The sequence below is a fragment of the Piscirickettsia salmonis LF-89 = ATCC VR-1361 genome (assembly GCF_000297215.2).
In the GTDB taxonomy this organism is placed as follows: Bacteria; Pseudomonadota; Gammaproteobacteria; order Piscirickettsiales; family Piscirickettsiaceae; genus Piscirickettsia; species Piscirickettsia salmonis.
The window spans coordinates 2,760-18,791 of the sequence record NZ_AMFF02000082.1; the positions used below are offsets into that span (position 1 = coordinate 2,760).

Below are 16,032 nucleotides of genomic sequence, written 5' to 3' on the forward strand. Positions count from 1 at the left end.
CGCTGTGTGACGCGGACAGTCGAGGGTTTATAGTCGTCGCGTTTTGCTCGGCGATTTTGCATCATTGGATGTGCAAAATACCTACCGAGGTAGCGACGCTTACGAACGTGTTGATGGTGTATAATCCAGCCGGGCAACTATTCCCAGAATTCTTTTATGTTAATGAAGATGCGGTTCTAAAAATTAGCGAATTTTTGGAACTTGGTCACAAAATTAAAGTGGTGACCAATAAATCATATTCAAATGAAAAAGTCAATGAAATCCTTTCACCTTTAGGTCTAAGTTTTCAGGGGAGCAATTACTTTAATCAATCTGCAATAAAGCAGGTGGGTTCAAAAGCTGATTTTATTGATGCTCTGTTGAATGATGGGTGCTCAATGCTGATTGATGATTGTCCTGAAGAGCAGCCTAAAAGTAATATTCTCTATACACAGATCTCACCAAACCAGAAATTTCCGCGCTTAGTTCATATGAATTTGCTGCAGTTGGCTATGGTGAAAAGTATGCGCCTTGATTATAATGAAGCGTGGAAGAATGTGGTCGGGGATAGTCTTGCGCTTAGAGCGCTTGGTGCAGTGGCAACACCATTTTTTGATGCAAGTAGTATGTCAAGTCAAGCAGAGCAACACCCTGCACGTGATTTTTCTTAAGGTTTAGTAAAATATCAAACAATGTTTTACTATAGACTTGTTGTTATGTGATGAGTCAATTTACTCTCTATGTTGAGAGTAGATGGAGCTGCCACGGGTAATCCCGTGGTTATTTATAATCCTAATTTAATTACGACCAATCTGATGAAAAAGAACGCAGGATAATATCATCTTGTGTAACACAGGTATTAGAGTTCTCATCACTAGGGATACTTAGTTGCTGATCTGGTATATATTTATCCTGATCATTGTTAGAGTAACTCCAGTAAGTGTGGACCTCTTTTAAATAAACTTTGCTGGTCTCTTTATCCTTGTAACAATAAAATGTCGCTTTATTATTGAATATTTGTTGAAGCTTTTCTAAACTCGTTGGACTAGAAACATCCTGAAGCGTAGGTAATTTGGTTTCTAAATTTAGAGCAGCAGTGAAATAAGGCTCTTGATCTAAACCACTACAGGTTCCATGCTTTTGCCATTCATGGTTCCATAAAAAATCTTCTCCTCCTGGCATATAGAGGTCAAGAGAATCTTGGATGGGTTTAAGCTTGTTATAATCTACGCCACAACTGGATTTAGAATCATCACAGCCAGGGCTATCAATACATGATGAGGGCCACGAACCACTTTCTGCATAATTTGGCCATAAGCCATGAATTGTTAATTCTAAGCTGGTTGAGGTCTTGTTTTTGCAGCTGTTATTATCAGTTTTGCCTTCACAAAATTGTGGTAACCAGGTTTGAGCAAAGACATAATGATCAAAATCACCAGATTCTGGACTGGATGATTTAGCAAAGTTAGGTATTGATGAAAGGGAGTTAAGTAGAGTTGCGGAAATGATAATAGATTTAAGGATCGTTTTTTTACGAAATAGCATAACGGTTCTTACTCTCCAACTAAATGTAAATTTTAGTAAACAAATTCTGACATGTTAAGCAAAAAAGGCAAGAGGTTTGTTCAAAATTGTAAGTAATTTACTGTTTATGACTTAGTTTATTATGGCGATTAATGCAGACAATTGTGTTCATTGCCGTAAGTATGACTTTATGAGTATGAGTAGAAAGCTTGCTAATCTCTTGATAGATAATTAAGCGAGTTGCCGTTATTTTTTCTATTTTAAGCGACACTGTGAATTCATCACTGCTGCGTAAGGAATTTTTATAGTAAATATCGCTATGAGTTAACACAAGATCAATTCCTTGCTCATGAAATTTGATAAAGTCAAAACCTTTTGCCTTAAAATATTTGTGGCGTGTATGTTCAAGATAAGTAAAGTATACTGCATTATTAACTATGGCTTGGGCATCAAGCTCACTGTCTTTAACTTCACTTTGCCAAATAAAAAGGGAAACTGTCATTTCCTTTATAATCTTACTTAATTTTATATTTAAATTAATTAGTTAGTAGGTTAGTTAGCTTCTATATATATATCAGAGTATACCCTAAAGTATCTATCATTGTGCCTTAGTTATTATTAGTATTAGAATATTGCAGGTTATATGTATGAGTCATAATACTCTAGGCTCCATACATTCCAATGAAATAATATAAGGGTAATATTATGCGAATAAACAAGATTTTAGCTTTGATGGTAATAGGTAGTGTGTGTTTATTTAGTAGTTATGCTGCAACAGCGGCAACAGCGGTTATTCCAGAAAAAGCAGGAGTAACCACTTCAGTTCAAAAATCACCAGAGGATCGGTTATTAAATGAGGTTTCACAAACGAAGTGGTTTAGTGAAGGGCAGATAACAGCGACTCATCAGCTGTACATGATTGCAGAGCCCAATTGCTCAGTGTGCCATATTTTATATGATAAGTTGAAGCCTTATGTTAAAAGCGGCCAACTATTAATTCGTTGGGTAATGGTGGCTTTTATTCGTGAAGATAGCGCGGGCAAGGTTGCAGCTATTTGGTCAGCACAGAACCCAGTTAATGCACTTGCAGAAGATGAAGCTGGATTTGACATGGCGAGAGAAAGTGGTGGTATTAAGCCAATTGCTGCGAATAAAATTCCTTTTAAGCAAATGATTGCTTTAAAGGGAAATATGATTTTCTTTCAAAATAGTGGGTTGACAGGAACGCCATCATTGATTTATCGCGATAAGCAAGGTAAGAGTCAGGTGGGGGGGTTCCCTCAAGGTGATATGCAGAGTTTTGTTAATCATTTAGGTAAATTACCTGAAAGTTGAGTTGGATCGTTAAGCGCTATAAGCGACAAGAATAAAAAGAAAGGGGGCTCCCCTTTCTTGTTTACTTGAACGCTTAGTCTTTAAAACGTCTTGATAGGTCAGACCAACAATCAACATAGTCTTTTTGCTGCTGTTGATTCGCATAGTCAGTATATTGCCAAATTTTATTTGACTCGAGCATAAAAGCCAGCGTTTGATTGTAATAGGTCGGCTCTAATTTTTGTGCAGATGCGGCTTCAAAAACTGTACTATCCGGACCGTGGCCTGCCATACAATTGTGAATGCTGATACCGCCAGGCTCAAATCCTGTTGCTTTCGCATCATAAATACCTTCAATAAGTCCCATACATTCACTCATGACATTGCGATGAAAGTAAGGGGGGCGGAATGTATTTTCGACAGTTAACCAACGAGAAGGAAAGATAACAAAGTCAATATTTGCGGTTCCGGCCAATGCGCTGGGTGAAGTTAAAACTGTAAAAATGCTTGGATCTGAATGGTCACGATTAACTGCCCACACGGGTGAAAAATCACTTAAATTATAGAGAAAGGGCGTCAGATTACCATGCCAGGCAACTACATCTAAAGGTGAATGTTTAGCTTGAGAGACCCAAAACTCACCATTAAATTTCGTAATAATGTCAAAGGGGCCAGTTTTATCTTCATAGGCGGCATGGGGTGCAATAAAGTGACGTTCTTCGGTTAAGCCATTAGCACCGATGACTCCGCGATCAGGAAGAATAAAGGGGTAGCCATAATTTTCATGTAAATAACCGATAACAGGGCCATCGACATCAATACGCAAACGAACACCACGAGGAACAATCGCAATACTACCGGGTTTTACTGTCAGTATACCAAATTCAGTATGCAGGGTGAGTGTACCTATTGATGGAATAAATAGCATCTCAGCATCACTATTATAGAAGTAGCGAGTCATGCTGCTATTTGCAGCATATTGATGAACTGCACCACCATCAAAAGCACTGATAGAACCGTTGACAGTCACTGTTCTGATACCATCAAGAAAGTCTGTTGTCTGATCAAAATGCGTTAATGGAGACAGGCGTAGCTGTGTGGGTGGTGTGAAAAATACTTGATGATTCGCACTTTGCCAATTAGGCATATCAAAACTTTCAAAGCGTCCAGCATGTTGCACAGACGGGCGAATACGATAAAGCCAGCTAAAACGATTCTGATGGCGAGCCATGGTAAAAGCAGTGCCGCTTATTTGTTCAGGATAAAGACCAAGTGGGGCTTGCTGTGGACTGTTTTGATGTAACGGTAATGCCCCTTTTTTTGCTTCCGTTTGAAAGTGATTACCAAAGCCAGTTAAATGATATATGCTCTTGTCGATAACTACAGCTCCATTTATATTATTTAAATTCGCCTCTCATTTTATCGAGCTTTAAATCAATAGGCAAAAAACATTAAACATTTATTGTATATTGCAGTGTGGCGTAAGATTGCTATAGCAATTTATTGATCAAATTATAGGCAATAAATAACAAATGAACATCTATAAGATTACATTTCAGTAAACAAAAATTTACATTTTTTAGAAATTAAACTAAGAGGATTGTCGTATTTAGTCCATTACAAGGTTCGTACTGTTATCGTTAAATAGGTAAGGAGTTTTTGAGGGTTGTTGATTAAACTTTAGTCGCTCTTAAAAGGGAAAACAAGGAATTAAATTATGCCAGGAACGTTAGGGAAAGAAATTAAAGATCCAACGAGATCCTTATTTAATGCACTTAAGTCGTCAGATCCAAGTGAATTGGCACGTATTCCTGAATACCTAAGATTAAATGCTAACCCTAATACGTTGTTTCACTATAAAAGACTGTGTTGGACAACGGCTATGGGTTTAGCCATTAAGCTAGCTGACCCTGAATTAGTTGAATTATTATTAGCTGTGGGAGGAGACCCAGCTAAAGGGATAAAGTTTGCTCCATGGCTAAACGATGATGAGGCAACAGAGTCAATATTAGCAACAATAGATGTCATTCTTAAGTTTTCAAAGTTTAAGGCGGCTTATATATTCAAAGGCGCATTACTTGCTTGGGCGGTTGGTAAGAATCGTATTGATATTGCAGAGAAAGCATTAAAAATGGGGGCAAGCCCTGATAGTTATTATTATTACTTGTTTCATGCAGGTATAAGTAATTATTCTTCCATTGATTGGGCTGTTAAACTTGAACATCGAGGAAGTATTCCTCTGTTACTTCGATATGGTGGCAGACTTAATCTAGAAATGTATCAAGAAAATGGAGAACGTAATGTTAGCATACTTGATTACGCACAAAGACGTTGCGACCGTGAGTTTTATGATTTTCTCCTCAAAGAACAGCAAGAGTATGCAATTGAACGTGGACATTTTCAGTCGGGTGCTGCGTTAGATGTGTCATCATATGGACAGGTATTGCCAAGCGCTCTAAAAGATTTAACAATTTCATTTCTTACTGGCGATACTGCTGTTAAAGCAGAAAAATGCAGAAGACAAGTGTTATGGGCAAGACTTTGTGATGATTTAACCATTGGATTTCTTAATGAAGGCAAATCTAAAGCTTTATACCATTATCGATTTTGCGAACTTAATAAGGAAATGTTAGGAAGTTTTCTTACGGTTGCAGCACAAAGAAGACACCGCGGTGGTGGCGAAACAACATCTTTATGTGAGATATGCCACTTATTTAAAAAGGAAAATAATAGTTTTATCTTAGGTATACTTGGTGTCACAAAAGATCAAGTAACTCCAAATAACTTACGCTCTATCGCTCGATATGGTGATATTGATGGTCAATTAATTAGTGAAGGGAAGATAAAAAAAGAATTTTTACCAGGAAGAATTCGTAAGGAGGACTATGCCAGTACAAGCCAGTTTTTTGAAGCCATTGCCAATACAGAACAGGGTCGTGTTCCTCATTTTATATTTCATGATCACCATAACGTCATTGAAGAACATGATAGAGCACAAACGTTAGAGCTGACTTAACATCCCGAGCGAACTTTCTTTGAGGTATTTTACTTTGTCCACAGTTTAATACATAAAATTTTTATTTTATGAAAAATGAGATAATGCCATTCATTTATTAGCAAATGCAGTTCTTTTGTTATTGAAAAAATTATTTAAGTATAAGGATTAAATATGCCAGGACGATTAACAAGACCTACAAATAAAAAAACCATTAGCTCACTTCTTTTTAGTGCTGTTCGATCATCCCATGCGAGAAGAATCGAACGTATTCAAAAATATTTAGATTCAGGAGTTGACCCTAATGCGAGATATCTTGTAGAAGGAATTAGTTATAACTCAATAGATGCAGCGATTAAATGGGGCGGCAGTCCTGATATTGTTCGACTGTTATTAAATAAAGGAGGCAACCCATATTTACATACGCGAGGTGTTCAATGGCCAGATGATAATCGCATAAAAAAGCAAATGATGGCCGCACTACTTGAGTACTCACAATTTAAAATACCTGCTCATGTATTAGGACGATTACTTTTCTGGGGAGTTGAGCATAATCACATTGATATTGTTCAGAAAACTCTAGAAATGGGTGCGGATCCTAATACATATTGCTACCTGCAAGGTTCTCACCATAAAAAGAGTTTAACCCCTTTTCAGTTAGCAGTTAAACTGAAAAGCAGAGAGATGATTCCGCTGTTATTGCAATACGGGGCGGATTTTGACTTAAACTTTCATGAAGAAAATGGCAAAGATCCACTAACATATGCACGATCGAATGATGATGATGGCCAGTTTTTTGATTTTCTATTGGATCAATACCACAGACAAATTGGTGCATGCAAACAAGTACAAGCAGGCATTGGATTAGAGCAAGTAAGAGTCAAGCTTGGACCAGAGCAAACACAGGGCCGACCTTTGAATGCTGAGCTAGATCATCTAGTTGCTGGATTTCTAGTTGGGAAAGATCATCAATTTGATTTTTCTGAGTTTCAAAAGCAGATTGAAATAGATAAAAGTCAAAGCAAAAGCCTAGAAGAACAAAGGAAGGAAGAGAATAGAGAAAATTGGGGATATTTTTGTTCGAAAGTTGCAGGAAGCGGGAATAGCCCTAAAACTCAGGCTTTAAGAAACTTCAAAAAATGTGAACCAACTAAAAGAGCAATGAAAGGTTTAATTGCAACTGCTGCTCAACGAAGAGGTGATGATGAGTGGAGACCAAATAGCTTAAAAAGACTATGTAAAATGTTAAAAAAAGAAAACTATAGTTTTCTTTTGGATTTGCTTGGTATTAAAAAAGACCAAGTCACCGCTGATAATTTACGTTCAATTGCTATATATGACTGTATTGGTAAAGTCGACTCGTCTGGTTATGCCTACGATTATTTTTCAATAAAAAGAATGGGTAAACCAAGGGAAGGTTATATTTGCGCTGATCAAACGAAATTCTTTAATAACATCAGAGATAAAAAGCATCCTCATTTTTTATTTCAAGATCGATATAATATTATTGAGGAGTGTGAGATAGGGCCTGCATTGGAGCCAATTTGGTAACCATTATCTTAGCTCAATAAGATAAAAGGAATAATGGATTTAATTATGGAATTTAACAAGTAAATTTCTCATAAAATTTTAAGTATATCTGTGCTTCACTATTAGAAATTATCTTAAGCTCATAGGAGAAATGACATGAGTGTCCCACGAAGACAATTGCAAGAGGAACTTCAAACAGCAGGCCAAGGAGGTTCAGAAAATTTAGTTAGTAAAGTTATAAGCAAGTATAGAGCTAATGATAAAAACCATGCGTTAAGGCGAGCTGCGGCTAAGGGTGATAGAGAAGATGTAATTGCATTATTAGATTATGGGGCTGATATTAACTCTTTTGGTCCTAAATCAAAAAAGACAGCGCTTCACTTTGCCTCAACAAGAAAGCATGAAGATGTTATAAAGTTGCTTTTAGAAAGGGGTGCCAATCCATTTCAGTCTGATCTTAAAGGAGAGGCGGCGGTAACGGTTGCTTATCGCTATGGGAATTCAAAGCGTACAGAAGCTGCATATTGCAGATCTATTGTTAAAATGATGAAGGATAATGGAGGGCAGATAGCGTTTAGCCCTACTGCAAGCTGGTATCAACAGATGCAAGCTAAATATCCTCAGAGTGCTTTTATTGATGACTCTGATAGGCAGCTAGTTAAGCTCTTTTTTCCTGGTATGATGGGGGAGGTTTTAACTCCTGAAGAGCTAAGAAGGATTTTAGAAAAATATCCTCAATTATTAAAGCATGGATTAGTGCAGGGCAAGTCATTATTGAGTATGGTTGTTGGTCAACGAGAAGGCCTTCAAAGAAAACTAATCATGGCCCGTGATTTTGGAGCAAGTCCTAATGTATCAGATGTAGTCGAACTTGCTTTTGCTTTTGGTAATACCCCCTTGCATACGTTGGTTGTTGATGAAGGCTTAGCTGATGCAAGGCTATTTATTGATTTATTTGCAGAACAGATTGACCCAACAATAACCGATGTTGAAGGTAAGACTACCTTATTATTATCAGTAAAAATGCGAGATATTGAAATAACCTCTTGCTTGTTAGAAAAAGGTTTTGCAGATCGTGCTGCTAATATTCCGGATGAAGATGGCAATACACCATTGCATTATGCTTATGCATTAGGTTCTGAAAAATTGGCAAGATTATTACGTGAACATGGAGCAGCCGACCAACCAAACAATGCTGGGTTATTACCGAGGGATATGTTAACCGCTTTTGGTGAAAAAGAAGTTAGAGAAACTCTATTATCAGTTTCTATTATTCCTGAACGAGAATTTGGTATAAGAAAAAGTAGGAATATTTTAGTTGATACTCATGAAAGATCTTTTTTAAATGTGTGTTTGAGGGATAAACAATCACTTCTACATGATGAGCAAAGGGAAGACAAGCGAGTGGGACAAAGTAGCGATCTTTTTTTTACTACATCGACAAATAGAAGCTCTGCAGAAAAACCAGCGCTTAGTCCATCGCCCTAAACAAATTTAAATTTGTTTAGTTAACTTTTCTTTTTTACATTAATTTAATGAGGTTTGACGATGAATGTTGAAAAGTTTTTAGAAGATAATGTAAAACGATTAAATTATTATGGGAATATAAAGAAAAAAGGAAAGCCAAGAATGGGAGATACTGCTGAACTCCAAATTAGCAGGCGTGCATATGCTGATGATATGGCAACTAAATTACGAGATGTGTTATATCAAATCCGGAATGTTCGAGGGGGAAGTCAGGCCGAGGTAAAATTTAAACAAATGGTTATTCTTTTGCCGATTTTGAAAGAATCTCAAGGTTTAATAGAAGCAGCAGAAGTTCGATTCGATTTTCTGAAAGGGTTAAGAGGAGTTTTAAATAAATTTAAAAGTGACTGTAATCGCTTTACTAAAAAAATAACATTAGAACACGAAAGAGTCTTTGATCGGAGTTTACGAGAGCACTTTTCTCAATTTAATACCACTGAAGTTGTTAGATCATCTTTTGATACTGCTCAAAAGGGGCAAGAAACAATAGATTTATCGGACCAATTAGACCATGGTAGAGATGAAGGTTATGCCCTTTGATATTGTTTTTGTTAAAAGCAGCCTAACAAAGAGCTGCTTTAAAATTTTTTATGAAATTGCGATTAAATATTTATCAAAGCTAATATTGCGACCGCACAAAATAACGGCGATTTTTTTATTTTTATATTGATCGGCCATTTTCATTAAGCCCGCAACAGCAACGCCAGCAGCACCTTCAATAATCCAGCGTTCATACTCACCAATCTGCCGGATTGCTGCCATAATCTCTTGTTCACTGACTAACACTTTTTTATCAATAATACTTTGGCTAAGTGCAAGTGTGATTGTATTTTCTTCCACTCCACCGGCGGTGCCATCAGAGAGAGTGTTGTCATCACGACTATTAGCTACAATATGACCAGAATTTAACGCATCATAAAGCGCCGGAGAATGTTCAGGCCAGCAGCCAATAACTTCAATATGAGGGTGAGTGGCCTTGATAGCATGACCAATACCAGAAATAAGTCCGCCACCACCGACTGCAATAAACACTGCATCCAACTCGTTGCATTGCTCAATTAACTCTAAACCAATTGTTCCTTGTCCACAAATTACATCAAGATCATTATAAGGAGAGATAAACGTTTGTTGGTTTTTGACAGCTTCAAGGCGTGCGGTTTGCTCAGCCACTAAGCAATTACTGCTTGATACTTTAATAACATCAACACCAAGGCTTGAAATTGCATTGAGTTTCATCGTTGATGCAGTTTCTGGAACGTAGATGGTCGCATGAGTATTACCAAGTTGTGCAGCCAATGCAACACCTAAGCCATGATTACCCGAAGAAGCGGCTACGATACCGTATTGACGCTCATTTTCGGACATTAATAGTACTTTATGCAAAGCACCTCGTAATTTAAAAGAACCCGTTTTTTGTAAATGTTCACACTTTAAATACACCTCACAATTGAGTTTATTGCTTAACAGTAGGCTTTTTTCAAGTGGTGTTTTTTGTACAAAGCGATCTTGTGATTTAATTTTGCTATCTGCAGCAATAATCTTTGTTAAAAGATCCATGGTTGCTCCCTGTATTAATTCAAATTCATTTTATCTTTAGTATTACATGTAACAAGTTATACTTATTTACAGGTATAATTCCCACAATTAATTTATATGTCAAAATATATTTTGGTAATGGTAGAGAGGAAATAATATTTATATTTAAATGATATAAAATTGTAAATATCTAGAAAAATATTCTTAATGAGCCTACTTAAGTTACTTGAAGTGCACTTAAACCATCTGTTTTTCTTAGCATTTGAAAAACAATGGTTGAACTTGCTGCAACAAGGGCAAGAAAAATAAAGCTACTATGAAAGGCATGTAAACTGATTAGAGCTTTTTGAGGTTGGAGCGGTACATTAAAAAATTCTAAAGAAAGAGCAGTCAAGCAAACACCTAGATTCATAGCCAGTTGCTGGAAAACGCTAGCAAGACTAGTTGCCTGGCTTTTTTCCTGGTCTTGAATATCAATATAATTCAATGTTTGCATGGAGCTAAACTGTATTGAGCAGGCAAGGCCAGCGAAAAAGCACAGAAAGGCAATAAGAAAGATTGAACTCATTGGATTTAAATAAGCAAAGCACAGAACAATGAGAGCAATAATACAAGGGTTAATTAATAAAGTTCGTCGATAACCTAAATACCTAAGCAAAGATTTAATTATAAACTTTGCACTAATTAGGCCAAGACCATAAGGCAAGATCAGAAGCCCTGATATAAATGCAGAATAACCAAAGTTTATTTGTAATAGCAAAGGCAGAATAAAAGGCAAGCTATTAACGGTAATACGTATCCATAAGCTTCCTAAAACGGCAACCTTAAATGTGTGCGTTTTAAATGGGGAAAAGCTAATCATTGGGTATGTCTTATTTTTTGCATGAAAATAGTAAGCTACTAAAGAAATAATACCAATTATTAAACTTACTTCTAATAGCCTGAAAGAAATTGCAGAATTATTTAGTAGGGTTAGAAATAAATTAATTGTAACAAGGCCGATGCCAAAAAGAATAAAGCCCTTGCTATCAAATGTTGATGTTTGGGCTGTATGATTCTCGTTAATCCAGCGATAAGCAAAAAAGATGCCGAGTGCACCTATGGGTAAGTTGATAAGAAATACCCAGTGCCAAGAAAGATAACTAGTTAAAGCACCTCCTAATAGTGGACCAAATGCAGGACCAATTTGACCAATAACGGCCATATTGCTTAATGCATTGACCATTGCACCTTTTTCAAAGGTTTTAACCAAAATAAGCCGCCCTGTTGGAACCATCATTGCACCGCCTATACCTTGAATGATTCGAGCAATAATCAGCATAGTTAGGCTTGTTGATAAGCCACATAATAGTGAGCCAAACGTAAACACAGTAATGGCACTGATAAAAATACGCTTAGTGCCTAGCTTATCGGCAAGATAACCACTAATAGGCATAAATAAGACGAGACTAAGCAGGTAGCTGGTAACAGCAAGTTTCAAGGACAATGGATTGACAGCCAGGCTATGAGCCATTTTCGGAATAGCAGTGTTGATAACGGTGCTATCTAGGTTTTCCATAAAGAGTCCAAATGACACTAGCCAAGGGAGCATGTTTTTATTATTACTATTGCTTGGACTAATAACTTTCATGTCTATACCTTCACTTTTCTGCATATCAGTGATGTTGTTATGATACAGTGCATTGACTAAGTGAGTCTTATCTTTTTGATTACAGGCTTGTAAGTTTTAATACACCTGTAAAGCCCCCATTTTTATGCTATGGTGAGCACGAAAAAGGTAGTATTGTTTTATTGAGCAAAAGTCACATCTATAAAGTAAAGTGTGGAGTGAAGCAAGTGGCAAATAGACAGATTGTTTTAGATACAGAGACAACCGGCCTGGAAACAAAAGATGGCCATCGAATTATTGAGATTGGCTGTGTTGAGTTAATTAATCGCCGCCTGACAGGTAATAATTACCATACCTATATTAATCCGGAAAGGGTCGTTGATGACGAAGCAATTGCCGTACATGGCGTTACTAATGAGTTTTTGCAGGATAAGCCAGTCTTTGCACAAATCGCAAACGAATTCTATCACTATATTCAAGGGGCTGAGCTGGTTATACATAACGCAGCCTTTGATGTTAAATTTATTAATCATGAATTTAAGCTATTTGACCGTCGTTTAAGTCAAGTTCGTGATATATGTACAATAGTAGATAGTCTCGCTATGGCTCGGCGTATGCATCCAGGGCAGAAAAATAATTTAGATGCGCTGTGTCGCCGTTACGACATTGATAATTCTAAACGTGAGCTGCACGGTGCCTTGCTAGATGCTGAAATTCTTGCTGCAGTCTATTTGGCAATGACCGGGGGGCAAACCAGTCTATCTTGGGGGCAAGAGTCAGCTACAGTAGATGAAACTGATCAAACTATAGGTCAACCTGCCGTGATACGCCTAATTAATCGGTCCGAAATTAATCTTGCCGTGGTTGCAGCATCTGCTGACGAGTTTGATCAACATATTCAGTACTTAAACACCTTAGGCATTGAGACTTGGTCTTAACATAAATAATAGACTTAGGGTTAAAACGAGTCTCTAAAAATACTGCTTTTGAGTTAAAACACTGTTTACTAAGTAAATATGCACTTAAGTATAAGTTGATTTGCTCTTGGTCTTCTTTTGCCATTAGGCAAGCCTTTTTCTTTTCCATTATGGCAATACTGCTCAGTCCATTTGCTTCTGTTGGAAATGATAAAACACCAGATAAACAATAGTCTTTTTTCTGATTTTGAGCACAAACTGATTGAACGAAATTCTTGTCATCTATAGCCTGTGCTAAGTTCAATGCTAAAGAAAAATCACGTTTTGGGCAAGTGTAAGCGCTGACTTGTAGCCTAAGATCTCTCTCTTTTTGGCAGTAATTATTAGCACTTGCGTAAGGCGACACTGTTAAAATGACAAAAGGAACTAACGTTAGTATTTTTTTTATATTCATAAACTATGACCATTAATTATATGATTTTTAATATAGACACTCTTAATTCTTATAGGGCCATAAACAAAATTATGCATCAAGAGTATTTATTAAAAATTAATAATATTTATTTTATGTTAATTTCTTGTGTGACCCTATTAAGAGAGATTTTATTTTTTATTTTTTTTATTTGTTTTGGACTTATGGCCGTCACTCTCGTGGTCATTGCTATCTTTTTCCTCATCAGACCTTATTTGGAAGGGGATAGCCACCCCCGTTTTTTTATCAATTTCTTTGACCAGTTCTATGGCAAGATTGCCATTTGCTTGTCCTAATTTGGCCATATAAGCAGGTGTGTCTTGCACAAACACTTGAACTTCTTCTGGCATTTCAAATGGAATAATTTGACCCGCCTTCAATTGCATGATTTCACGAGCGCTTAATTCCACCTTTGCCAAATCAGCAGTCACACGAAGTGGAGCACCTACAATTTCATGGTGTAATGATTGAATCCAGCGAGTATCAATATCTGTGCTATCACTTTGAATTCCTGCATCTAAGATGTCACGAATGGGCTCTATCATCGGGTAAGGGAAACCAATTTGTAATTTACCACCCCCACCGTTTAACTCAATTTGAAATGTACTGACAAAAATAGCTTCAGTTGGGCCGACGATATTCGCCATAGCAGGATTCACTTCTGAGCTTTGGTACTCAAAATTAACATCTAAAACTGGCGCCCAAGCTTCTTTATAATCAATAAAAATTGTTTCAAGCAGCAGCATAACAATACGCAGCTCGGTAGGAGTAAATTCACGCCCTTCAATTTTAGCGTGAAAGCGGCCGTCACTACCAAAGAAATTATCAACTAAAATAAAAATAAGCCTAGCGTCAAAGACAAATAAGCAATTTCCTCTGAGTGGCCGCATTTTAACCATATTAAGACTAGTTGGCACAAATAGGGTATGCATATAATCAGAGAACTTATGCATTTGTATACCATCGACACTAAGATCAGGTATAGAACGTAATAGATTAAAAAGTGTTGTTCTAAATGTTCTGGCAAAACGCTCATTGACCATTTCCAGAGTGGGCATGCGTCCACGAACAATGCGTTCTTGAGAGTTAAAATCAATGGAGACAGGAGCATCTGGATCCACTTCGACTTCTTCCGCAGATTCACTGCCATCAACTCCATGTAACAGCGCATCAATTTCATCTTGAGAGAGTAAGTCCGTTGACATATCTTGCTACCATGCAATCATTTTAAAGTAATTTGATCTACATACTTAATAATATAAGTTTATATACAAATTGTGGCTTATAACAATCTGATCACTCATAAATTTTAAGCAGCTTAATAGCGAACTCTATTTGAAGTTAGCAACATAGGTCAATAGCATAGCTTCTGCTACGCTGAACCTGATCTGATAAACTTTCGTCACGAAACAGTAGATCATTCTTGCAGTCAGATGTAGGTTTATAGTGTATGGATTCAGGCATAGACACTGCGGTATATTCAGCTTTATGCTTGACGGGCTTTAAGTTACGTGATAGTTGACCAAAGTAAGATAGCTCTTTATTATCTTCTGCTATATCCAGCCAGCTAAAATCATCATCAGCGGTATGGGGACCCCTTTCAGCTAGAAGTGAAGCACTTTGATTTTGGTAATGCTCGAGAGCGTTTAATACTTGCCTCTCATGAGGTGTTGAGAGGTCTTGAATGTGCTCAATATCTTTAGCTAATAAAAAAAATGGGCTGAAATAATCAGAGCTTTTATTTAGAAGATTTCTTAATGTGGCATAATTGCCATTAGGGTCATAGCGTTGTGCCAATTGTCTCATTGTTTGTTGAATTCTATGTGGTAATAATTGATATCCATCTTTGTGAGCACCAAAGATTCGATCAATTTTGATATTTGTAAGCGCATTATAGATATTGCTTTCTACATCAAGATTTTTGTTCTTGCCCGCTTGAATAGCAACATCAACCCAGAAGGAATAAATTTTTGCTGCTGCTTGTAAGTTTGGCGCCTCAAGAACATCTGACCAAATTCGGTAAGCTAGTTGATTAGAGGCACTAGCAAGTTTTGTTTGAACTGATCGTTTATTTGAAAAAATATCAAAACCACTTATCTGGCCTAGTAAAATTCTACTCAACCTATCTAAATTGTCTGCATAACCTGAAACTCTCTGATAATACATTTGGGTATCTTTATCAGAAAACTCTTCTTTTCTTGTTAAAAACTGGATAAATTTGTAATGATTATGTTTCATTTTACTGCTTTCTTATTGGTATAATTTTTGTTATGTAACTTTTTCATACTATATAAATGTTCTTGATGTTGCAACTATTAAGTTATTTAACCTCATAATTGATGATGTAATGATGTTTGGTAGAATAAAAACTCAAAATTTCATCAGGCTAAATATTTATATAGGTATTTTGCCTATATAATGATGAAAAGATGAAAATTTGAGTAGCATACTCAAATGTTACGTCGTAAGCGTCGCTACCTCGGTAGGTATTTTGCACATCCAATGATGCAAAATCGCCGAGCAAAACGCGACGACTATAAACCCTCGGCTGTCCGCGTCACACAGCGTTGCGTGCCTTGAATCGGCACACTCCACTACTGAGCTCTCACATGACTCTACGGTTCGTATA

16 protein-coding genes are annotated in these 16,032 nt (G+C 36.9%); 8 read left to right on the forward strand and 8 right to left on the reverse strand.

The features are described 5' to 3' along the window. Nucleotides 1–194 precede the first annotated feature (194 nt). Nucleotides 195–650, forward strand: a complete 456-nt coding sequence (locus C200_RS15440) for a hypothetical protein (protein WP_080743052.1) — start codon at nt 195–197, stop codon at nt 648–650. A gap of 130 nt (nt 651–780) precedes the next feature. Here the strand turns inward: C200_RS15440 and C200_RS08885 are convergent, their stop codons facing one another. Together C200_RS08885 and C200_RS08890 are read right to left on the reverse strand one after the other, a co-directional pair. After that, nucleotides 781–1,524, reverse strand: a complete 744-nt coding sequence (locus C200_RS08885; RefSeq protein ID WP_016210332.1) for a T2 family ribonuclease — start codon at nt 1,522–1,524, stop codon at nt 781–783. A 97-nt stretch (nt 1,525–1,621) separates the two neighbouring features. Then, nucleotides 1,622–2,005, reverse strand: coding sequence for an acyl-CoA thioesterase (locus C200_RS08890; RefSeq protein WP_016210330.1), 384 nt, complete (start codon nt 2,003–2,005; stop codon nt 1,622–1,624). A gap of 203 nt (nt 2,006–2,208) precedes the next feature. Here C200_RS08890 and C200_RS08895 point away from each other — a divergent pair, with 203 nt between their 5' ends. Then, entirely contained in the window at nt 2,209–2,838 is a 630-nt protein-coding gene (locus C200_RS08895; protein ID WP_016210333.1) for a thioredoxin fold domain-containing protein, read from the forward strand. Between the two features lie 73 nt (nt 2,839–2,911). Here C200_RS08895 and hmgA read toward each other — a convergent pair whose 3' ends face one another. Continuing rightward, nucleotides 2,912–4,213 (reverse strand): homogentisate 1,2-dioxygenase, encoded by a 1,302-nt coding sequence (gene hmgA, locus C200_RS08900; protein WP_306592731.1) that lies wholly within the window; start codon nt 4,211–4,213, stop codon nt 2,912–2,914. A gap of 321 nt (nt 4,214–4,534) precedes the next feature. Here hmgA and C200_RS08905 point away from each other — a divergent pair, with 321 nt between their 5' ends. The 4 genes from C200_RS08905 (at nt 4,535) to C200_RS08920 (ending at nt 9,409) form a co-directional block, all read left to right on the forward strand. Then, nucleotides 4,535–5,833, forward strand: a complete 1,299-nt coding sequence (locus tag C200_RS08905) for an ankyrin repeats family protein (protein ID WP_016210326.1) — start codon at nt 4,535–4,537, stop codon at nt 5,831–5,833. Between the two features lie 153 nt (nt 5,834–5,986). Next, complete coding sequence (locus tag C200_RS08910) at nt 5,987–7,363, forward strand: ankyrin repeat domain-containing protein (RefSeq protein ID WP_016210325.1); 1,377 nt, start codon at nt 5,987–5,989, stop codon at nt 7,361–7,363. A 135-nt stretch (nt 7,364–7,498) separates the two neighbouring features. Then, nucleotides 7,499–8,830 (forward strand): ankyrin repeat domain-containing protein, encoded by a 1,332-nt coding sequence (locus tag C200_RS08915; protein WP_016210327.1) that lies wholly within the window; start codon nt 7,499–7,501, stop codon nt 8,828–8,830. 60 nt (nt 8,831–8,890) lie between these two features. Beyond that, nucleotides 8,891–9,409, forward strand: coding sequence for a hypothetical protein (locus C200_RS08920; RefSeq protein WP_016210329.1), 519 nt, complete (start codon nt 8,891–8,893; stop codon nt 9,407–9,409). A gap of 48 nt (nt 9,410–9,457) precedes the next feature. Here the strand turns inward: C200_RS08920 and C200_RS08925 are convergent, their stop codons facing one another. Continuing rightward, the gene (locus tag C200_RS08925) at nt 9,458–10,426 is read right to left on the reverse strand and encodes a threonine/serine dehydratase (RefSeq protein WP_016210321.1); all 969 of its coding nucleotides are present in this window, start codon (nt 10,424–10,426) and stop codon (nt 9,458–9,460) included. 196 nt (nt 10,427–10,622) lie between these two features. Further along, a complete protein-coding gene (locus C200_RS08930) occupies nt 10,623–12,035 on the reverse strand; it encodes an MFS transporter (RefSeq protein ID WP_016210319.1) in 1,413 nt (470 codons plus the stop codon). A 206-nt stretch (nt 12,036–12,241) separates the two neighbouring features. Between C200_RS08930 and dnaQ the strand changes: the two genes are divergently transcribed. After that, a complete protein-coding gene (dnaQ, locus tag C200_RS08935; RefSeq protein ID WP_016210323.1) occupies nt 12,242–12,952 on the forward strand; it encodes a DNA polymerase III subunit epsilon in 711 nt (236 codons plus the stop codon). Here dnaQ and C200_RS15445 read toward each other — a convergent pair. The 3 genes from C200_RS15445 to C200_RS08945 all read right to left on the reverse strand — a co-directional run bounded on the left by C200_RS15445 (nt 12,864) and on the right by C200_RS08945 (nt 15,641). After that, nucleotides 12,864–13,385 (reverse strand): hypothetical protein, encoded by a 522-nt coding sequence (locus C200_RS15445; protein WP_032126606.1) that lies wholly within the window; start codon nt 13,383–13,385, stop codon nt 12,864–12,866. The genes dnaQ and C200_RS15445 overlap by 89 nt on opposite strands. Nucleotides 13,386–13,534: 149 nt before the next feature. Next, a complete protein-coding gene (fliM, locus tag C200_RS08940) occupies nt 13,535–14,608 on the reverse strand; it encodes a flagellar motor switch protein FliM (RefSeq protein WP_016210320.1) in 1,074 nt (357 codons plus the stop codon). 136 nt (nt 14,609–14,744) lie between these two features. Further along, the gene (locus tag C200_RS08945) at nt 14,745–15,641 is read right to left on the reverse strand and encodes a RasGEF domain-containing protein (protein WP_016210322.1); all 897 of its coding nucleotides are present in this window, start codon (nt 15,639–15,641) and stop codon (nt 14,745–14,747) included. A gap of 216 nt (nt 15,642–15,857) precedes the next feature. On the opposite strand from C200_RS08945, the gene C200_RS16550 reads away from it, so the two are divergent. After that, on the forward strand, nt 15,858–15,983 hold the full coding sequence (locus C200_RS16550; RefSeq protein WP_268866900.1) for a hypothetical protein: 126 nt from the start codon (nt 15,858–15,860) through the stop codon (nt 15,981–15,983). The last annotated feature ends 49 nt before the right edge of the window (nt 15,984–16,032 follow it).